The organism is Methylobacterium symbioticum (assembly GCF_902141845.1).
Lineage (GTDB): Bacteria > Pseudomonadota > Alphaproteobacteria > Rhizobiales > Beijerinckiaceae > Methylobacterium > Methylobacterium symbioticum.
Window position 1 is genome coordinate 1 of record NZ_CABFPH010000004.1, and the last position, 19,850, is coordinate 19,850.

General features: G+C 68.7%; 20 protein-coding genes and 1 tRNA gene. 8 read left to right on the plus strand and 13 right to left on the minus strand.

Going from position 1 to position 19,850, the window contains the following annotated elements; translation table 11 throughout:
- Nucleotides 1–371: 371 nt before the first annotated feature.
- From dksA to MET9862_RS02480, 4 genes are all read right to left on the minus strand, one after another.
- Entirely contained in the window at nt 372–791 is a 420-nt protein-coding gene (dksA, locus tag MET9862_RS02465) for an RNA polymerase-binding protein DksA (RefSeq protein ID WP_142581532.1), read from the minus strand.
- 209 nt (nt 792–1,000) lie between these two features.
- Nucleotides 1,001–2,008 carry a hypothetical protein gene (locus tag MET9862_RS02470; protein ID WP_142581533.1) on the minus strand — a complete coding sequence of 336 codons (1,008 nt, stop codon included), beginning with the start codon at nt 2,006–2,008 and terminating at the stop codon, nt 1,001–1,003.
- A gap of 4 nt (nt 2,009–2,012) precedes the next feature.
- A complete protein-coding gene (locus tag MET9862_RS02475; protein WP_142581534.1) occupies nt 2,013–3,386 on the minus strand; it encodes an MBOAT family O-acyltransferase in 1,374 nt (457 codons plus the stop codon).
- A 114-nt stretch (nt 3,387–3,500) separates the two neighbouring features.
- A complete protein-coding gene (locus tag MET9862_RS02480; protein WP_142581535.1) occupies nt 3,501–4,664 on the minus strand; it encodes an acyl-CoA dehydrogenase family protein in 1,164 nt (387 codons plus the stop codon).
- 285 nt (nt 4,665–4,949) lie between these two features.
- Between MET9862_RS02480 and MET9862_RS02485 the strand changes: the two genes are divergently transcribed.
- Nucleotides 4,950–6,170 carry an MFS transporter gene (locus MET9862_RS02485; protein WP_244612528.1) on the plus strand — a complete coding sequence of 407 codons (1,221 nt, stop codon included), beginning with the start codon at nt 4,950–4,952 and terminating at the stop codon, nt 6,168–6,170.
- Nucleotides 6,171–6,304: 134 nt separating this feature from the next.
- Here the strand turns inward: MET9862_RS02485 and MET9862_RS02490 are convergent, their stop codons facing one another.
- Nucleotides 6,305–6,910 carry a response regulator gene (locus tag MET9862_RS02490; protein WP_306438887.1) on the minus strand — a complete coding sequence of 202 codons (606 nt, stop codon included), beginning with the start codon at nt 6,908–6,910 and terminating at the stop codon, nt 6,305–6,307.
- A gap of 373 nt (nt 6,911–7,283) precedes the next feature.
- On the opposite strand from MET9862_RS02490, the gene MET9862_RS02495 reads away from it, so the two are divergent.
- The 3 genes from MET9862_RS02495 (at nt 7,284) to MET9862_RS02505 (ending at nt 10,160) form a co-directional block, all read left to right on the plus strand.
- A complete protein-coding gene (locus tag MET9862_RS02495; protein WP_142581536.1) occupies nt 7,284–7,895 on the plus strand; it encodes a cysteine hydrolase family protein in 612 nt (203 codons plus the stop codon).
- 142 nt (nt 7,896–8,037) lie between these two features.
- A complete protein-coding gene (locus tag MET9862_RS02500; RefSeq protein WP_142581537.1) occupies nt 8,038–8,289 on the plus strand; it encodes a hypothetical protein in 252 nt (83 codons plus the stop codon).
- A 131-nt stretch (nt 8,290–8,420) separates the two neighbouring features.
- Complete coding sequence (locus tag MET9862_RS02505) at nt 8,421–10,160, plus strand: methanol/ethanol family PQQ-dependent dehydrogenase (RefSeq protein WP_244612534.1); 1,740 nt, start codon at nt 8,421–8,423, stop codon at nt 10,158–10,160.
- Nucleotides 10,161–10,523: 363 nt separating this feature from the next.
- Here the strand turns inward: MET9862_RS02505 and MET9862_RS02510 are convergent, their stop codons facing one another.
- From MET9862_RS02510 to MET9862_RS02525, 4 genes are all read right to left on the minus strand, one after another.
- Nucleotides 10,524–10,925, minus strand: coding sequence for a hypothetical protein (locus tag MET9862_RS02510; RefSeq protein ID WP_142581539.1), 402 nt, complete (start codon nt 10,923–10,925; stop codon nt 10,524–10,526).
- Between the two features lie 453 nt (nt 10,926–11,378).
- Nucleotides 11,379–11,879, minus strand: coding sequence for a hypothetical protein (locus MET9862_RS02515; RefSeq protein ID WP_142581540.1), 501 nt, complete (start codon nt 11,877–11,879; stop codon nt 11,379–11,381).
- Between the two features lie 272 nt (nt 11,880–12,151).
- Nucleotides 12,152–13,036, minus strand: a complete 885-nt coding sequence (gene rpoH / locus MET9862_RS02520) for an RNA polymerase sigma factor RpoH (protein ID WP_142581541.1) — start codon at nt 13,034–13,036, stop codon at nt 12,152–12,154.
- A 282-nt stretch (nt 13,037–13,318) separates the two neighbouring features.
- Nucleotides 13,319–14,263 (minus strand): RluA family pseudouridine synthase, encoded by a 945-nt coding sequence (locus MET9862_RS02525; RefSeq protein ID WP_142581638.1) that lies wholly within the window; start codon nt 14,261–14,263, stop codon nt 13,319–13,321.
- 135 nt (nt 14,264–14,398) lie between these two features.
- Here MET9862_RS02525 and MET9862_RS02530 point away from each other — a divergent pair.
- From MET9862_RS02530 to MET9862_RS02545, 4 genes are all read left to right on the plus strand, one after another.
- Nucleotides 14,399–14,474 (plus strand) — tRNA-Glu (locus MET9862_RS02530).
- Between the two features lie 461 nt (nt 14,475–14,935).
- Complete coding sequence (locus MET9862_RS02535) at nt 14,936–15,310, plus strand: VOC family protein (protein ID WP_142581542.1); 375 nt, start codon at nt 14,936–14,938, stop codon at nt 15,308–15,310.
- 204 nt (nt 15,311–15,514) lie between these two features.
- Complete coding sequence (locus MET9862_RS02540) at nt 15,515–15,844, plus strand: GCG_CRPN prefix-to-repeats domain-containing protein (RefSeq protein ID WP_142581543.1); 330 nt, start codon at nt 15,515–15,517, stop codon at nt 15,842–15,844.
- 431 nt (nt 15,845–16,275) lie between these two features.
- Complete coding sequence (locus MET9862_RS02545) at nt 16,276–16,563, plus strand: hypothetical protein (RefSeq protein ID WP_142581544.1); 288 nt, start codon at nt 16,276–16,278, stop codon at nt 16,561–16,563.
- A gap of 76 nt (nt 16,564–16,639) precedes the next feature.
- On the opposite strand, the gene MET9862_RS02550 is transcribed toward MET9862_RS02545, so the two are convergent.
- From MET9862_RS02550 to MET9862_RS02565, 4 genes are all read right to left on the minus strand, one after another.
- On the minus strand, nt 16,640–16,915 hold the full coding sequence (locus MET9862_RS02550) for a hypothetical protein (protein WP_142581545.1): 276 nt from the start codon (nt 16,913–16,915) through the stop codon (nt 16,640–16,642).
- Nucleotides 16,916–17,017: 102 nt separating this feature from the next.
- Nucleotides 17,018–17,968 (minus strand): aliphatic sulfonate ABC transporter substrate-binding protein, encoded by a 951-nt coding sequence (locus MET9862_RS02555; RefSeq protein ID WP_142581546.1) that lies wholly within the window; start codon nt 17,966–17,968, stop codon nt 17,018–17,020.
- Between the two features lie 85 nt (nt 17,969–18,053).
- Entirely contained in the window at nt 18,054–18,854 is an 801-nt protein-coding gene (locus MET9862_RS02560) for an ABC transporter ATP-binding protein (protein WP_142581547.1), read from the minus strand.
- Nucleotides 18,848–19,846 (minus strand): ABC transporter permease, encoded by a 999-nt coding sequence (locus MET9862_RS02565; RefSeq protein ID WP_142581548.1) that lies wholly within the window; start codon nt 19,844–19,846, stop codon nt 18,848–18,850. Before MET9862_RS02565 ends, MET9862_RS02560 begins: the two co-directional genes overlap by 7 nt.
- Between the last annotated feature and the right edge of the window lie 4 nt (nt 19,847–19,850).

Sequence of the window (19,850 nt, forward strand, 5' to 3'; positions counted from 1 at the left end):
CGCTTCAAGTCTGCCGGGGTGAGGCTGGGCGAGCCGGGCAACGGCGCTACGCAGTCCGCCACGATCGGGGTCGATGCAGGTGAGCAAGAGACCGCGACGATAAACGGACGAGGCCGGCCACACGCGGCCCCCTCGTCCGCGGGACGCCGGGGAGCTCGGTATCCGTACGCACATCAGTTTGGGTTCCGCGGCGTCCCGCGTCTCCCTCCAGCCATGCCTCCGGCGTCAGGCGACGCGCGGAGCCGAAACCGCGTGGGGTCCCGGGTGTCGAGAGGGGTCACCCCTCTCGCGGGTGCGGGCGGAGCCCGGAACAAGTGCCTGACGCGACGCCGGCCACCACCGCGAGCGGCCCTCGCCCAGGGCCTGGACGCTCAGTCGTCGCGATAGACCCGCTCGCGGCGCTCGTGGCGCTCCTGCGCTTCGAGCGACAGGGTGGCGATGGGGCGGGCATCGAGGCGCTTCAGAGAGATCGGCTCGCCGGTCTCCTCGCAATAGCCGTAGGAGCCGTCCTCGAGGCGGGCAAGCGCGGCGTCGATCTTGCCGGTGAGCTTGCGCTGGCGGTCCCGGGCCCGCAGCTCGATCGCCCGGTCGGTCTCAGAGGAGGCCCGGTCGGCGATGTCGGGATGGTTCTCGTTCTCGCTCTGCAAGGCGACGAGCGTGTCCTGGGCCTCGCGGAGAATGTCGTTCTTCCAGCTCAAGAGCTTGCGCCGGAAGTACTCCCGCTGCCTTTCATTCATGAAGGGCTCGACGTCGGAAGGCGTGTAACCTTCCTCCAGCGTTACCTTCGCCATGTGTCGCCCTCACACTCGCGTCTGTGCCTGCTGACGGCCATGAACCCGTGCCGTATAGTCGAGGCGCCGTCTTGCCACAACGGAGGCGAACGCAAGGTTCGGACCCGGGACATCACGCCGCGCGCAGATGCGGCATCCCGGACACGGTCGCGCAGCGGATTTCGGCTCCTGACCCCTGCGGGGCGCCGCTGTGGCATTCGGGCCACGCCTCACGGGCTCCGGAGCCGGGCGAGCGCCGCGGCGATGTCGTCGGCAACCCGGCGCGCCAGCGTGTGCCGGTAATGGCTCCCGTCGAAGAACAGGTCCGGGTCGCGCGCCTCCGGGCCGTCGCGGCGCCAGTCGAGGAGCGCGCTGCGCGGATGGCTCGCGAGCGCCGCGCCGATCGCGGCCTTGCAGGCGGCCTCCGCCGCCGCGCGCGGGCTGCCCGGCCGCGGCAGAGCGGCGTGGGCGACCGGGGGCAGCACGGCGATGACCGGCGTCTGCGCCGGCACCGTGCGCAGCGCCGCCCGCAGGGCGTCGGCCGCCGGGAACGGCCCGGCTCGTCCGGGTTCGGGCCCGTCCGGCACCGGCTTGTCGCGGTAGGGCGCCCGGTGCGCCTCCTCGCCGAAGCCGAGCCTCAGGTAATCCGGCTCGTAGTCCCACCAGCCGTCGGCGCGGGCAAGCGGGCGGCGCCGGCGCGTCAGCCAGCCGATCCGCTCGATCACCTCCTGGGCCACGGCGTAGCGCATCAGCCCGCGCAGGTAGCTCGGCAGGTCGGCCGCGAAGAGCCAGAACGGGAAGGGCTTGTCGTTGCGAAAGGCCGGATCGTCGCCGCACCAGAAATCGTCCGGTGCCAGCACGATCGCCTTCGGATCCGGGTGATGGCGCAGGAACCAGTCGAGGACGACGAACTGCTCGCCGGGCCCGGTGGCGGGAATCGCGAGCTGTACGAAGGGGATGCCGGTGAGCCCGCTCAGCCGCTCCGGCTCGATGAGCTGGATGTGCGAGTTGCCGATGATCGCGCCCTGGAAGGCAGGGTCGCGCCCGCGGCTCGCGGCGGCGGTGCGCGGCCCCTGCGGGCGGATGCCCACCGTGCCGAGAGGCGAGCGCCCGCTGTCATAGGGGTCGAGCGCGAAGGCCAGCACGAGGTAGCCCGCGACCAGGCAGAGCGCGGAGACGAGGAAGCCCCGCACGAAGCGGCCCCAGGCGGCGTCCGGACCGGAGGGAGGGACCGCCATCGCGTCAGAACTGGAAGTAGATGAACTCGTAGTTCGCATCGTCCCCGATCTTCAGGAGCACAACCACGAACAGGAGCCCGAACAGGATGGCGAGGCCGCGACGGGGCGGCAGGCGGTGCACGGCGGTCCAGGCGGTGGGGCCGACCATCGCGACCAGGGCCGCGGCGGCGATCGCCCGCCACTTGAAGCCGGAACCCGTGGGCCCGAGGCCGAGGAGTCCCTCGTAGATGCGCAGCGCCCCCCCGAAGCTGCCGGCCCGGAACAGCACCCAGGTCAGCACCACGAACAGGCTGGTGAGCGTCCAGCCGGCGAGTGCCGGCATCGGCAGCCGGGCGCGCCGCCAGAGCGTGCCGGCCCCGAGGCCGAGCCCGTGGAGCGCCCCCCAGGCCACGAAGGTGAGGCCCGCCCCGTGCCAGAGACCGCCGAGCGCCATGGTGGCGAACAGCGCGCCGACCTGGATGCCGAGCCCGCGCCGGTTCCCGCCCATCGGGATGTAGAGGTAGTCGCGCAGGAAGCGCGACAGGGTCATGTGCCAGCGGCGCCAGAACTCGCGCAGGCTCGTGGCGCGGTAGGGCACGTCGAAGTTCTGCGGCAGCACGACGCCGAACAGGAGCGCGATGCCGAGCGCCATGTCGGTGTAGCCGGAGAAGTCGAAATAGATCTGGAAGGTGAAGCCGAGCACCGCCTGCCAGGCCTCGCCCGCGCCCACCACGCGCCCCGCCTCCGCCGCCTGGAAGACCGGGTTGACGTAGGCCGCCAGCGGATCGCCGAGAAAGACCTTCTTGGCGAGCCCGACGGTGAGCAGCATCAGCCCGCGCCCGACCCGCTCCGCCGCATCCGGCCGCGCGTAGGGGCGCTCGTCGAACTGGTGCATGATCTCGCTCCAGCGCACGAGCGGGCCGGCGAGAACCTGCGGGAAGAAGGCGATGTAGAGAGCGTATTTCACGAGCCCGAAGCCCGGCGCGCGGCCGGCCCTCAGGTCCGTCAGGTACATGATGTGGTGGAAGGTGAAGAAGGAGATGCCGAGCGGCAGCACCCAGCCGGGCCGCGCGAGGTCGATCCCCGGCAGGAGGTCCGCGAGATCGGCGAAGAAGTCGAGATACTTGAAGAGGGCGAGCACCAGGAGGTTGCCCGCGATCGCCCCCGGAATCAGCCAGGGCCGCGGTGCCTTGAGGAAGGCGCGGGCGATCCCCCAGTTCAGCAGGATCGAAGCCGCCAGAAGCGGCACGAAGCGCGGGTCCCACCAGCCGTAGAATACGAAGGACAGGCCGACGAGGACCGGCAGCCGCCAGGCGGGGCGGTAGCGCTCGGCGAGCCCATGCAGCGCGAGGGCCGCCGGCAGGAAGGCCAGGAGGAAGACGAAGGAGTTGAACAGCATCGGCCGCCGAACCGGCGGCGCCGCCGGACAAGAGACGTCGTGGGCGCGCCTTGTCGGGGATCGCGGCCGGGGCGTCAATCGCACCCGGCCGCGGATCAGCCCGGACGGGCCCCGTCAGAAGGACCGGGGCAGGCCGAGGATGTGCTCGGCGACGTAGGAGAGGATCAGGTTCGTGGAGATCGGCGCCACCTGATAGAGGCGCGTCTCGCGGAACTTGCGCTCCACATCGTACTCCGCCGCGAAGCCGAAGCCGCCGTGGAACTGGATGCAGGCATTGGCCGCCTCCCAGCTCGCTTTGGCGGCCAGGTACTTGGCCATGTTGGCCTGCGCCCCGCAGGGCTCGCCTGCATCGTAGCGGCGGCAGGCCTCGTAGCGCATCAGGTTCGCCGCCTCGACCTCGATGAAACTCTCCGCGATCGGGAACTGCACGCCCTGGTTCTGACCGATCGGGCGGCCGAACACCGTGCGTTCCTTCGCATAAGCCGAGACCTTGTCGATGAACCAGTAGCCGTCGCCGATGCACTCGGCCGCGATCAGCACCCGCTCGGCGTTGAGCCCGGTCAGGATGTACTTGAAGCCCTGGCCCTCCTCGCCGATCAGATTCTCGGCCGGGATCTCGAGGTCGTCGAAGAACAGCTCGTTGGTCTCGTGGTTGACCATGTTGAGGATGGGCCGCACGCTCATGCCCTTCCTCTGCGCCTCGTGCAGGTCCACGAGGAAGATCGACAGCCCTTCCGACTTCTTGCGCACTTGGTCGAGCGGCGTGGTGCGGGCCAAGAGGATCATCAGGTCGGAGTGCTGGATGCGCGAGATCCAGACCTTCTGGCCGTTGATCACCCAGCGGTCCCCCTTGCGCACGGCGGTGGTCTTGATCTTGGTGGTGTCGGTGCCCGCCGTCGGCTCGGTCACGCCCATCGACTGCAGGCGCAGTTCCCCAGCCGCGATCTTGGGCAGGTAGCGCCGGCGCTGCTCTTCCGAGCCGTGCCGCACCAGTGTGTTCATGTTGTACATCTGCCCATGGCAGGCGCCGGAATTGCCGCCGGAGCGGTTGATCTCTTCCATGATCACGGAGGCTTCCGTGAGCCCGAGGCCCGAGCCGCCGTACTCTTCGGGAATGAGGGCGGCCATCCAGCCGGCCTTGGTCAGCGCCTCGACGAAAGCCTCCGGATAGCCGCGGGCCTCGTCGATCTTGCGGTGATACTCAGCCGGGAACTCGGCGCAGAGCGCGCGCACCGCGTCGCGGATGTCCTGATGCCGACCCTCGTCGATCGTCTGCATCGCTTCCTCCCTGGCTCGTCTTGTCGGTCGCGGCGCTGATGGCTCCTGCCGGTGGCCGCGCGCAACGCGGCACGCGAGGAACCGTCCCGGGCCGGCGCCGCACTCGTCTTCTGGATGTCGGTGAGCCCTAGCGAAGGCCCCGGTCCGGCGCCAATACAACCTCCGACAGCGCACCATATCGGAAAGTTATATCGTACCGGTGGACCGCTCCGGAGGTTGCGCGCGGGCGTCGATGGGCCCACTCAGGCGCCCTCCCCTCCCCGATCCGTCCGGAGCTTCCCCGCCGTGTCCCACCCTGCCCCCGATGCGGCCCAGGCCACGCGGCGCGGCGCGCCCACGCTTGCCAGGAACGCGGCACTCGGCATCACGCAGATCATCCTGTGGGGCGGCTCCTTCTTCCTGATCGCAGTTGTGGCCGATCCGATCGTCCAGAGCACCGGCTGGCCGCAGGCGATCGTGGTGGGCGCCCTGTCGCTGGCCATCTTGATCTCCGGCCTGCTCTCGCCCTGGGTCGGGCGCATGATCCGGCGGCACGGCGGCCGCCCGGTGCTGATCGCGGGCACGCTGACCATGGCGGGCGGTCTCGTCCTGATGGGCGTCGCGCCGAACCTGCCGGTCTTCCTGCTCGCCTGGACGGTAATGGGCCTCGGAATGGCGGGCGCGCTCTACGACCCGCTCTTCGCGGCGATCGGCCAGGCCTACGGATCGGCGGCGCGGGGCGCGATGACCCAGATCGCCATCGCCTCCGGCTTCGCCGTCACCCTGTGCTGGCCGGCCACCAGCGCCATGGTGGCCCAGATCGGCTGGCGCGGCGCCTGCTTCACCTACGCGGCTCTCTCGGTGGCCGTGGTAGCGCCCCTCTTCGCCTGGGCGCTTCCCCGACAGGCGCGTGCGGAGCCCGTTCCCGCTGTCGCCGCCGCGACGCTCGCCCTGCCCACCGCACCGGCCCGGCTGCCCGGCGAGCGGGTCCTCGCCGTCACTTTCACCACGGCGGCCGTTCTGATGACCGCGGTTTCCGTGCAATTGCTGCTGCTCCTCCAGGCCCAAGGCATCGCGGCCGGAACAGCGGTGGCCCTGAGCGCCCTGATCGGACCGTCGCAGGTCGGCGCGCGCATCCTGGAACTTGCCTTCGGGCGGGGGGCGCACCCGATCTGGGCGCTGCTCGTCTCGAGCGGCAGCGTGGCACTCGGCCTGTTGCTGCTCGCCGTCGCCCCCGGCCTCGCCTGGCTCGCCATCATTCTCTACGGAGCCGGCAACGGCATGCGCACGGTGGTGCGCGGCACGCTGCCGCTCGCCCTCTACGGCCAGCAGGATTACGCCGCAGTGATGGGCCGGCTGGCACGCCTCCCCCTGTTCGGACAAGCGGCGACGCCGGTGGCCTGCGGTGCCCTTTCGGACTGGCTCGGCCTCGACGCTCTGCTCGACATCATGCTGGGGATCGCCGCGCTGAACCTCACCCTGTCTCTGATCGTCGCCCGCCGCACCCTGTCGGAGCGGCCGACCTGAGACGGATCTTCACCGCTGTCTTGCCGCTTCGCCAGTGGGTCGCAGATCGGCCCGCCGGCGAGCGTCCACGGCCTTCGGGGACGCAGCGCGGGTCGTCTCCCGGCATCACAGAGATGCCGAGAGCGCACCGATGGTCAGCCCGGCACGACCTCGTCCGCCCGCCGCATCGCGCAAGCGGCCAGCGCCCGCGCCACCGCCTCTGGTTCGACCGGCTTCTGACAATGGATCGTCCGGCAATCCGCGGCCGGAAGGATCCCGCGATCATATCCGGTGGCGAAGACGATCGGCACGCCACGCGCGCGAAGGGCGTCGGCGACGGCAAATGCCATCTCGCCCTGCAGGTTGATGTCGAGGACGGCGGCGTCGATCCGTTGAGTCGCACCAGCGATGTCGAGCGCGTCCGCGACATTGCTGGCCGGTCCGAGCACGGTGGCGCCATGACGCTCCAGACCGTGTCTGAGGTCATCCATGATGAAATAGTCGTCTTCCACCACAAGTACGTGGCAGCCGGATAAGATTCCGCCGCTATCCATCGCCGCAGCCTCCTCATCCATCGGCCGCGCGCGGGAGCCGCTCATTCCGCGGCCGGCCCAGGACGGAGCCGACGCACCGTTGTCGGAATATAAATGGCATATCTGCGCAGATACGGAACGGAGAACCTCCAAAAACTTGATAATTTTTGCCCCTCTGTCGCGTACACCTGCACGGCTTTTTGAGGGATGCTCATTGATCCAGATCAACTACGCTCAGGCAACCTCGGCCGCACACAGCAAAAATCAACACCGTGGCGTTCTGATCTGACAGTTGCTTCAGATTGCCAGGAACCGCCTGAGCGCCATGAAGTTCAATTCCTAGCACTGACGGTTTGCCTTGCCCGTTTCATCCAAGCTCAGACAAAGGGACCAACACAACCTCTGCGTGCCGGCCCTTCCGATGACCGCCGATGAACAGGCGTCGCCACACGTCGCCTGCGGATGGGACACGCTCGGTGGGCCTACGGTGCAATGGGTGGGGTAGGCTCATGCGCGAGACGGCTGGAGCGGGCACGCCTGGACGGCGCGAAGCCGGCCCTCAAATCCATGGGGGCCACCACCGAAGGAGACGATTGTCGCGATGCAGTCGGGTTTGGGACTACGCTTTGGCCCCTTGGGCAAGCGGACGGTTCATCTCTGCGTCGATGCGCAACGCATGTTCGCGGAAGAGACCGACTGGCACACACCCTGGCTGCGCCAAGTTCTGCCGGCGATTGAGCGGATCGCCTCGAGCCATGCCCAACGCACGATCTTCACCCGCTTCGTTCCAGCGGAGAGCGCCGCGGCCTGTGCCGGGACGTGGCGGCGCTACTACGAGCGCTGGCCCAACATGACCCTGGAGAGACTCCCCGCCGACATGGTCGATCTGCTGCCGAGCCTCGCTGATCTGGTGCCGCCGGCCCGTGTCTTCGACAAGCGAACCTATTCACCGTGGATCGAGCCCGGCTTCGAAGCACTCCTATCGGAGGTGGAGACCGTCGTCGTCACGGGCGGCGAGACCGATGTCTGCGTCCTTGCCACGGTCCTCGGAGCGGTCGATCGCGGCCAGCGGGTGATTATCGCGGCCGACGCCGTATGCAGCTCCGCCGACGAGACCTACGATGCGACGGTGACTCTCTATTGCAGCCGGTACGGCGCGCAGATCGAGGTCGCGCCGACTTCGGAAATTCTGGAGGCTTGGCTCCCGACTTAAGCGACAGTGCGGATTTGGAGCGCAACGCGGGACCTGCATTGCCCTCAACCCTGGATCATGCCGGACTTGGCGACCGGGATATTCGTGGCGAACCCGCCCGCAGGCTGCGCTGCACCGATCACGCCATTCGCGAGCCGTCGAGATGACACATCTTCAGGAAGCCCTAAGGATCTTCGAGGATCTGCTGGTGGCCGAGCAGCCGGCCAATGCGGGTGAGGCCGATGCGGCGATCTGGGCCTATCTCACACCGTTCGAGGGCCTCGGCTCCCAAGCGGAGGCCCTCGGCCAGATGGAGCGCGCCGTAGCGGAACTCGACGCAGGCTCGGCCTTCATGCCGATCCTGCTCAACACCCTGGAACGGCACCGGGCTCGCCTGTCCGAACCCTCGGCCTGATCGCTGCAAGCACAGCCACGCTCTTGCCGGGGCGGCCTCGCAGAAGGCATGGGTCCGCCATGTTCCGGAGGTCCGTCACCGTGCCAAGCCGCCCGACCTGTCCGACGTTCCTGCTCGCTGCGCTCACTCTTCTGAGCATCGCGGCATCAGCATGGGCCGAGCCCGCGGACGGCCCGATCCTGCAGACCCTCGATTACGCGAACACTCGCTTCTCGCCCTTCGACCAGATCGACGCGGGCAATGTGGGCCGGCTCAAGGTGGCCTGGACCTTCTCCACGGGCGTGTTGCGCGGCCATGAGGGCGCGCCGATCGTCGTCGGCTCGGTGATGTACGTCCACACACCGTTTCCGAACACGGTCTATGCCCTCGACCTCGACCATGACGGGCGGATCCTCTGGCGCTACAGCCCGCGACAGGATGCGGGTGTGATCCCGGTAATGTGCTGTGACACGGTCTATCGCGGCCTCGCCTACGCCAACGGGCGTCTGTTCCTGCATCAGGCCGACACCACGCTCGTCGCCCTCGATCCCGGCAGTGGCCGGGTCCTCTGGTCGGTGCGGAACGGCGACCCGGCCCGCGGCGAGACCAACACGGCGACGGTGCTGCCCGTCAAGGACAAGCTGATCGTCGGCATCTCAGGCGGCGAGTACGGCGCCCGCTGTCACGTCACGGCCTATGATCAGACGACCGGGCGGCGGATCTGGCGCGCCTACGCGACAGGGCCGGACGCCGACATCCTGTTCGATCCGGAACGGACCACCGCCCTCGGGCGACCCGTCGGGCCAGATTCCTCGGTGGGAAGTTGGGAGGGAGACCAGTGGCGCATCGGCGGCGGCTGCAGCTGGGGCTGGTTCTCCTACGATCCGGATCTGAACCTCGTCTATTACGGCACCGGCAATCCCTCGACCTGGAACCCGACCCAGCGCCCCGGCGACAACAAGTGGGCGATGGCGATCCTGGCCCGCGACGCGGATACGGGCATGGCCCGGTGGGCCTATCAGATGACGCCCCATGACCAGTGGGATTACGATGGCGTCAACGAGATGATCCTGACCGAGCAGGAGATCGGCGGCGAGCGGCGCCGTCTCCTGACGCATTTCGACCGCAACGGCTTCGGCTACACCCTCGATCGTGGGACGGGTGCTCTGCTCGTGGCAGAGAAATTCGATTCGAGCGTCAACTGGGCACGTCGCATCGAGCAGAACCCGGCGAGCTCCGCCTACGGGCGGCCCGTTGTCGAGAAGCGCTACGCTCCTGAGGAAGCTGGTGAGGACGAGACCACCACGGGGATCTGTCCTGGCGCGCTCGGCGCGAAGAACCAGCAACCGGCCGCCTACGCGCCGACGACGGGGCTGTTCTATGTGCCGACGAACCACATGTGCATGGACTACGAGCCCTTCCGTGTGAGCTACGTGCTGGGCCAGCCCTATGTCGGCGCGACGCTGGCGCTCCATCCTCCGGCTGGCGATAGCCATACCGGCGCGTTCATCGCCTGGGACGGCGCGGCGGGCCGGATCATCTGGTCGATCCCCGAGACATTTTCGGTCTGGTCGGGCGCACTCGCCACGGCCGGCGGCGTCGTCTTTTACGGGACCCTCGAGGGCTACCTGAAAGCGGTCGATGCACTGACGGGCCGGGAATTGTACCGGTTCAAGACCCCCTCGGGCATCGTCGGCAATGTGACGACCTACCAGCATGGCGGCCGGCAGTACGTCGCGGTGCTCTCGGGCGTCGGCGGCTGGGCAGGGATCGGCCTCGCAGCCGGGCTCACCGACCCAGCGGACGGATCGGGTGCGGTCGGCGGCTACGCGGCGCTGTCGCAATACACGGCGACGGGCGGCCAGCTCACCGTCTTCGCGCTTCCGGACTGAGCGCGGCGAAGGCAGCCGACCGCCCGGATCGTACCGACCGCTAATGACAATAGAGGTTAATCTGCCTTAAAATCCGGGTGAGGCGCTGGGGAGCCATCGGGAATCGCGGAGTCGATAACGATGAGCAAAAACACCGACGCCATACGTCGCCGCCTATCGAGCGGACGATATCCGATTCTGATCGCGCTGACGCTATTCGTCATCGTGGGCTACGCGGCCGTGCTGATGCGCCTAGAATAGAACCAGCCTTGATCGCGCAGTGATCGGCGACAAGACCATCGCTCTCGTTTCATCGCGCCCCCCCGCGATGGAGCAGCACTGGGATCGATTCCGGTGGTGAGCTTCCTATGTCGGCAACTCCCCTCAGATCGGCTTGCACGAGCCGTAGCTCACACGCACCGCGGCGCGGTCCTCAGGGTTCAGCTGAGCTCTGACGAACCGGTTGCGATTCAGATCCAGTGTGATGAAATATATGCCATTCTGACACTTGATCGTGTTGCGCGGTCGCCCTTCGTTCAATCGAGGATTTGCAGCCGAACATTCATAGAATTCGGATCGACCTGAGGAGATCAGGGTCATATAATCGCCGCTGACCGTCAGAGAGAAAGTTTGCCTGACGAAGACGGCTGGCTTGATGTCATCGCCCTCGATGCTATTACCCAGACCGACAGCAGAATCCTCGACGCAGAGCACAGGCCGCTTCGATTGGGCATGAGCTGGTATAATGCTTAATGCCACAACAGCGATCGCGATTACCGCTCTCATGGCCCCCTCCGATCCGCACCGAAGCGGCCCGCGAGCATCGCACACGACTCCCGAGCATCAAAAGCCCGCCGTCGTCACGCAACGACGCGACGGGAGTTCGGCGAGAACTCGCGATGCCAAGTCTCCGCAGTTCCTACGTAGACGACGGCCAAGCCTTTGTCGCGACAAATCATCGCTCGGTCAGCCGCGACACACGGGCGTTTGATAGGGGACCCAGCGACGTCACGGAGGCCTCCGATCGCTCGCGGTCATCCGAACCGAAAAGGCGACCCGAGCGCGGGTGGGGCTCGGATCGCCGATGAACGCTGCCCCGGTGTTGAGACGGTGACCGGCAGCCTGAAATCTGCGCTACGCCAGTATGGTTAACGAGATCTTATGCCAGCCGGCAATCAGGACGAACCACAACCGTCCGGCACCACGTCTGCGGGCGATTGGCCGTCGGGCGCTCGGCTCTCAGCGGCTCGACAACTGAGCTGTCGGTGGCGCGAACTCACCGGACCACTGCGTGACGGCATCGGTCTTCGAGGTGAAAACCGTCGAGAAGGTGCCGCTGCCCTTCAGGCCGGTGAAGGCACCGTTGGCGTCCCGCGTTTTGAACCGGCCTTGCGCGGTCATGCGGCCCTGGGCATCGGTGGTCACCCGTCCTGAATAGCTGCTGACGGTCGAGCCAGCAGGCGTGTTGAAAGTGATCGTACCCTGAACCGGCCCATTTCCACGCTTCAGGACCACGATCTCGCTGATGCCGACGGCAGCTCCGTCGAGCGGCAATCCTGGACTGCGGTTGATGCCGGATCCACTTTGCTGAATCTCCAACCGATCGGGTGATCCGAGCGGTCGGACATCCTGCTTCCCGACATGGGTGTCGAAGGTGCCTGACATCGGCATCGCAATGGCCGGCGATGCGAGCGTCAGAGCCGGCAGAGCGACAATCGAAATGAGGAAGTTCCGCGACATGTCCAACCTCCCATGATCATTGCTTTCGTTGGCGAAGCATCCCGCTTCGCCAGCATCATCAGGAATTTGGACACATATGACTATAGCCCAGATGAGGTATCCGAACCGGTCATTGGTTCAAACCTCAGATATCTGCCTCCGACATCGGCCCGATGCTTCGACTCGCCGCGACCTCGGTCGGCGCGGACGGCCAAAGAGATCCCGACGACTGCAGGCAATGGCCGCCCCCCCGGCGGAGCTAGGGGATCGGCTACTTCAGGAACAGAGGCTGATCAGGCACTCGGATGAGCGGCCTCGCGCACGGCGAGATTACGCTTGACCGCTTCTTGGACTTTTTCGAACGCGCGCACCTCGATTTGACGAACACGCTCGCGCGAGACACCAAACTCGCCCGAGAGATCCTCAAGGGTGATCGGGTCATCGGCGAGCCGGCGCGCCTCGAAGATGCGACGCTCGCGTGGGTTCAGGACGCCAAGGGCGTCCCGCAGCGCGGTGAGTCGGTTTTGGCCCTCCTCCTCGCGCACCAGGACGGTCTCCTGGCTCGGGCTGTTGTCAACGAGCCAGTCCTGCCACTCACCCTCGCCCTCCTCGCGTAAGGGGGCGTTGAGTGAGGTGTCGCCGGACAGGCGCCGATTCATCTCGACCACGTCCTGCTCCGGCACCCCGAGGCGCGTGGCGATCTGCTTGACCTGATCGGGTTTGAGATCGCCCTCGTCGAGCGCCGAGATGCGGCCCTTGGCCTTGCGCAGGTTGAAGAAGAGCTTCTTCTGGTTGGCCGTGGTGCCCATCTTCACGAGCGACCACGAGCGTAGGATGTATTCCTGGATCGCGGCCTTGATCCACCACATGGCGTAGGTAGCCAGCCGGAAGCCCTTATCCGGATCGAAGCGCTTGACCGCCTGCATCAGGCCGACATTGCCCTCGGACACGACCTCGCCGATCGGCAAACCGTAGCCGCGATAGCCCATCGCGATCTTGGCAACGAGGCGCAGGTGCGAGGTGACCAACCGGTGAGCGGCCTCACGGTCGCCGGCATCACGCCAAGCTTTCGCCAGCGTGAATTCCTCCGACGGTTCCAGCATCGGAAACTTGCGGATCTCGTCGAGGTAGCGCGATAGCCCACCTTCGTTGGCGAGCACAGGCAAAGCGCCGGCCATATGCATCTCTCCTTAGTGGTCCCCCTATCGGGCGGACGCGTGAAGCGGACGACCGCTCCTTGAGCCGGCCTCCCGAATCCCCATCTGTACCGGGGAAGCCATCAGGCCGGTAGCGGGTCCACGCCCCGAATGTCGTGAACAACGCGTGACGGCCTGAAGAGGTTGACCCTGCCACGAACGGTCGCGGCGGGAGGTGTCCCAGCGCACCTATCCCGACGCCTGCCTTGACTGTGCTGCCATGGCAACGCCCTCCCCCGGATCTTCGCGCCCCAACCCGGGGGGTTACGTGGCGAGGGTTGCGAGGAGTCGCGCGAGGTCGGCCGGGGCCGGACTCTCGAACCGCAGAGGCTTACCCGTGCGCGGATGCGCGAATCCGAGGAGTCCGGCATGCAACGCCTGCCGATTCAGGGCGGCGAGCGCGGCGCGCGCCGCCTCGGGCAGCCGGGATGCCTTGGTCTTGAAAGCCCCCCCGTAGACGGCATCGCCGAGAAGCGGATGTCCGATATGGGCCAGGTGCACGCGGATCTGATGGGTGCGGCCGGTCTCCAGCCGGCAGCGGACGAGGCTCGCGGTGCCGTACCGCGCCTCGACGGCATAGTGCGTCACCGCGTGGCGCCCCTCGCCGGGACGCACCACCGCGATCTTCTCGCGGTTGTGGCGGCTGCGCGCGAGATCCGCGGAGATCGTGCCGCGGGCCGGCTCCGGGATACCCCAGGCGAGGGCGAGATAGGCGCGCTCCAGCGGGCCGCTGCGCCCATGGTCGGCGAATTGGGCGGCGAGGCCCTGATGCGCGGCATCGTTCTTGGCCACGACCATGAGACCGCTCGTATCCTTGTCGAGGCGGTGAACGATGCCGGGCCGCCGCACGCCGCCGATCCCCGACAGGCTGTCGCCGCAATGGGCGATGAGCGCGTTCACGAGGGTTCCCTCCTCGTGTCCCGGCGCGGGATGGACGACGAGGCCCGCCGGCTTGTCCACCACCACGAGATCGTCGTCCTCGTAGGGGATCGCGAGGGCGAGGGACTCGCCTTGCGGGATCGCGGACACGGCCTCCGGGACGGTCACGGTCAGCGCCGCCCCCGGGCCGACCTTGAGGGCGGGATCGAGCACCACGGCCCCGTCGCGCCGCACATGGCCCGCCCGGACGAGATCCTGCAGCCGGGCACGCGAGAGATCGGGGAACATCTGCGCGAGCGTCCGATCGAGTCGGCCCGACGCCGCATCCATCGCCACCACGCCCTGCCGCTCAGCGCCCGACACCCCTGGCTGCACGTCCGTTTCTCCGAACCGGTTCGAAAAAGCTGCGATACGGGCTTGCCCGCCCGTTCGGGCGTCGCTATAGGAACCCCGCGCCGCAGGAAAGCTCCCATCGTCTAGCGGTCTAGGACGTCGCCCTCTCACGGCGAAAACAGGGGTTCGAGTCCCCTTGGGAGCGCCAGCGGTTCAATTTCCTCACATTCGATCAATGACTTGCCGGGCGTGGGACCTGAACCTCGTTTGCCGGTGGGATCGTCCGGTCGACGCTCAAGCACCGACATTCCCTGCCCGCAGATCCGGCTCGGGCCGCGAGGGCCAGCCTCGCCGGCGCGTGCCGGCCGCTCCGCCCGGAACGGCGCCCGGTTCGACGGACCGCTCACGCGCATCGCCTTCGCGCAGCGGGCACGCGGCCTCATCACCGGGTCGAGGCGCAACGGGCGAGAACGTCCGGACCGGCCGGGCGCTCTACGGCGTCTACGCCGGCAGGACGCGGGCGGCCCATCCCTGCGAGCCGGTGCCCGAACGTGCGGTTGAACGGACGGCCGTGGGCACCGAACGACGACCGCATCCGATCCGTGAGATTTGCCTCGCCCCAGCGCCCGCCTGCATCTATCTCGTGCTGCCCCTTGCTGGAGAGGAACCATGTTCACGCACGTCATGATCGGCAGCAACGATCTGGAGCGGGCCAGGAGCTTCTACGACGCCACCTTCGCCGCGTTGGGAGGCCGGGCCGGCAAGATGGATGAGAGGGGCCGGCTGATCTACAGCCACGCGGGCGGTCGGCTGATGATCACGAAACCGATCGACGGCAATCGGGCGACCGCGGCCAATGGTGGGACCATCGGCATCGCCGCCGCGAGCCGCGACCAGGTTCTCGCATGGCACGAGGCCGGCACCACGCATGGCGGGACCGCGATCGAGAGCCCGCCGTCCGAGCGCCCGAACGGGGCCTTCGTCGCCTACCTTCGCGATCCGGACGGCAACAAGCTCACCGCCCGAACGCCGCCGGCGAAGTGAGGGACGGCCGCTCCCTGCAGCGGGCTTTCGCGCCGGCCGGCATCCCGGCGCGCATCGACCGTCACGCCCGCGCACCGCTCTCTCCGACGCCGCCGTTCCCATCTGCCGGCTGAACGGCCCGCTCAGACACGGCTCAGCCGCGCGGTCGCATCGTTCTGACATCCGGTCCGATGGGTTCGGACCGAGGGTTCAGGAGATCCCGTCATGGTGCGCTTCACAGTGCTCGGCGTCGCTGCGCTGGCCGCGGCCGGTCTCGCCTCCGCGACGGCGGCCAGCGCCGCCCCGTTCGGGCCCGGCTTCGGTCCGCCCGAGCGAGAGGCGATCATCGAGCGTGTGGCCGGCGGCTGCGGGCCGGGCTTCCACCCGAACCCGTGGGGCCATTGCCGGCCGAACGGCTGGGGCTGGGGCGGCGGATGGGGCGGCCCGCGCGGCTACCGCGGCGGATACGAGCGTGGCGGGTATGAGGGCGGCTATGGTCGCGGCCCCGGCGGCTACGGCTATGGCGGCCCGCGTGGCCCCTATGGCGGCTGGTGAGCCTCCGGGGCGGCGTGTGACACGGCGCCCGTGGTCAGGCGTGGAACCGACGGACACGGGCTGTGTCGGCCTCCGCGCAGCCCGTGCCACCGCCAGGTGACGCCAGCAGCGGCCCGCGCATACGGCCCGCGAAGCGATCACACCACGCGGTCGCAGCCGGGCTCACCTCATCCGCTCTGCTCGTGACCGGCTGGAGCCATTCCCGATCGCGCTGCCATCGGGGATGGCTCGAGAGCATGTTCTTTCGCGGAACCGGCGACCATGTCCGCGAAAAATGCTCTCCGCCCTTGTTCTCACGCGCTCTCGTTCACCGAACCGGCATCCCCATCGTCGGAGAGCGCTCCAACGCCTCGGCTCGGCATCGCGACACAGTGGCTGAGGGCTCAACCAAGCCGGCAGATCGGCGTTGATGAGCATCGTCCGGAAAAACCATGGGCCTTCAGATGCGCATCGCCTTGGCAGCCCTCATCGTCGTCGTGTCGGGCCCCGCCTTCGCCTTCGGGGGTGGAGGTGGCGGCGGCAGCGGCGGGGGTGACGGCCTCAACCCCTACGCCGAGCTGAGCGGCAATGGCCGCACCGGCGGCGTGAACAGCGGCCCGTACAATCCACCGGCCTACAACACCTATCTGAGAGCGTATGGACCGGACGGGCCCGGCAGCCGGCGGGTCCGCAACCCCGACCGCTATGCGCCGCGCCCCTACTACGGCTACCCCTATTGATCCGCACGGGATGGCGGCTCGTCGCAGCCATCCCGCGCCGTTCCGCTCAAGCGGCGACTCGTGCTTGGGCCGGGCTTCACGCGAGGCCCGACGGAGCGGCGGTCTCGCTGCGCTCGGACAGGCCAGCCTCTGAGAGCCTGTTTCCACCTTGGCCGCGGATCGCGGGGCCGAAGAGGATCTGCTTGAGGGGGCGATCGCCGGGCGCGCGGTTCGCAAGGTAATCCCAGACCAGGAACGCCGGGAACGGAAGCATAATCGCGAAGAAGATCCAGTCGAACATCTGCGGCATGGCCAAGCTCATCCATCGATTGGCGTCATCAATGCCAAGGATGGCAACGACCCGGAGTTCCACGACTTCGCTCGCCGGCCGCCGAGAGAGGCCGCTCGGCGGAGACCATCCGCTGAGACCTGTCCCGCGTCATTCCGCGCCGTGCCGCATTCGCGCCACAGAGCCTCAGCGGACGGGTGGCGACCAGATCGCGAGGGCGGTCGTGTCGACGGCGCGCGGCAGCAGCCCCTCGGACCGGAATGCATCGGCAATCACCTGCTGCTCGGCGAGGCCGTCGCGGGTGACAGGCTCGACCCGGTAGCTGCGATGCGCGTTCGCTCGGGCCACGACCTCGGCTTCGAGCTTCCAGAGCGGCGCCAGGCGCCCGGCAGCCTCGGCCGGGTTGGCCTTCACCCAGCTCCCGGCCTGGGCGAGCTTGGCGAAGAGCAGGCCGAGCACCGGACCGTTCGCCGCGACATAGGGGTCGGCCGCGAGGTAATAGCGCTTGTACAGCGACAGCCCGCGGCCATCGCGAAGGACACGCGCGCCCGCCTGCTGCTGTGCCGCCGTCAGGAACGGATCCCAGGCAGCCCAGGCCTCGACACCGCCGCTGGCCAGCGCGGCGCGTCCATCGGCCGGGGTCAGATAGGCGGGCACGATGTCCCGGAAGGACAGCCCGGCCTCCTTGAGAGCGGCGAGCACCAGAAAATGATTGCCCGCGCCTTTGGTCACCGCGACGCGCTTGCCCTTGAGGTCCGCGACGGTGCGCGCGGTGGAATCCGGTGGCACGACGATCGCCTGCGCCTCGGGCGATGGCGCTTCCTGGGCCAGATAGGTGATGCGGGCGCCGGCCGCCTGGGCGAAGACCGGCACCGTGTCGGCGACATCGGCCGAGACATCGATCTGCCCGGCGTTCAACGCTTCCATGATCGGCAGGCCGCTGGTGAATTCGTGCCAGGACAGGCCGGTGCCCTGCGCGGCCAGCGCCTGCTCCAGGCTCCCGTCCTGGCGCAGCAGCGCGATCAGAGTCGAGGAGCGCTGGTAACCGATGCGCAGCACCGGGGCGGCGCGGGCCGCGCGGCTCAAGAGGGCCGGAGCCGCGAGGCCCGCGAGTATGGTTCGGCGGGAGAAGGACATCGGCTCCTCGAAATGGAACGGACGGACGATGTGAAAGGGCCCGCGCGGCGGCGCGGGCCCGGTGGCGTGGAGGGCGGAGCCGGGTTCAGCCCGGCTGACCGAGGATGCCCAAGATCTCGCGGCGCAGGCGGACGAGCTCGGGGTCGTCGCGGTGGCGCGGGTAGGGCTGACCGACCCGGATGTCGGCCCGTATCGCGGCCGGGCGGTCGGAGAGCACGATCACCCGCTCGGCCAGCACCAGAGCCTCCTCCACATCGTGCGTGACGAGAAGCGCGCTGAACCGCGCCTCCTGCCAGAGGCGCAGGATCTCGGCCTGCATGGCGAGCCGGGTCAGCGCGTCGAGCTTGCCGAGCGGCTCGTCGAGGAGGAGGAGGCGCGGCTCGTTCACCAGGGCGCGGGCGAGCGCCGCGCGCTGGGCCATGCCGCCGGAGAGCTGGTGGGGATAGACCTCGGCGAAGCCGTCGAGCCCGACGCGGCGGAGCGCGGCATCGGCCCGCGACGCCCGCTCGCGGCCGAGCCCCCGGGCCTCGAGGCCGAGCGCCACGTTCCCGCGCACGGTGCGCCAGGGATAGAGCGTCGGGTCCTGGAAGACGAGGATCCGGGAGGGGTCGGGGCCCGCGACGCGGCTGCCGTCGACCGCGATGCGGCCCTCGTCCGGCGGCTCGAGGCCCGCCACGAGGCGCAGCAGGGTGGACTTGCCGCAGCCCGACGGCCCGAGCAGGGCGACGAAGCCGCCGGGCTCGACCGTGAGGCCGATCCGGTCGAGGACGGGCAGCGCCGTGCCGCGGATGTCGAAGGCGTGGCTCACGCCCTCGACCGTCAGGCGGGCGCCGCCCGCTCCGGCCGTGTCCCGGACGGCCGGACGTGCGCGTGTCGCCGCTACCATTGCACCAGCCCCTTCTGCCAGGAGAGCACGCGGTCGCGCAGGCGGAACAGCAGGGTGATCAGCCCCGAGCACATCAGCGCCATCACGATCAGCGCCGCGTACAGGTTGGCGTAGGCCGCCCATCCTTGCGCCCATTGCAGGTACCAGCCGAGGCCGGACTTCACGCCGAGCATCTCGGCGACGACCAGCACCGCGAAGGAGCCGCCGAGCCCCATGAACAGGCCGACGAAGACGTGGGGCAGCGCCGCCGGGATCGCGACGCGGAGCACGAGGAAGCGCGGCGTGGCGCCGAGCGTGCGGGCCACGTCGAAATAGGCCTTGTTGACGCCGGCCACCCCCGACCAGGTCAGCACGGTGACGGGAAACCCGGTGGCGAGCGCGACCAGGAAGGTGCTGGCCGACCACGAGGACGGGAAGACGAAGAAGGCGAGCGGCAGCCAGGCGGTGGCCGGAAGCGGCCCGACGAAGCGCAGCACCGGATGCGCCCAATAGCCCACCGCCTTCGACCAGCCGATGGCGACGCCCGCCGCGAAACCGAGGGAGGCCCCGATCAGGTAGCCGCCGAGCAGCAGCTTCAGCGAGGCGAGGATGCTGCCCCCGAGCTTCGGCCAATCCTCCAGGAACACCTCCAGGATCGCCTGCGGCGGCGGGAAGAACGGCATCGGCAGGAGGCCGGACTTCGCGGTGACGAGCTCCCAGGCGAGGAAGGCGAGCGCCAGGGCCGTGAGCCACGGCGTCCAGTGGGACAGGGCGGCGCCGATCCGGCCGAGCCGCCCGGCCAGGGCGGATGCGACCGGAAGCGCCAGAGCGAGGGCGAGCGCGGCGCCCGCGAAGGCGGCCGTGTAGGGGAAGTCGCCGTCCTCCGGCAGGAGGCGGGTCGCACCGGCGAGCGCGAGCCAGGCGGCGCCGGCCGCGAGGCCGCGCCACGGCAGCTGCGGGAGCCGGTGGGCCCCCTGCGGGGCCTCGCCCGCGACGCTGATGAGGCTTGCCATGCCG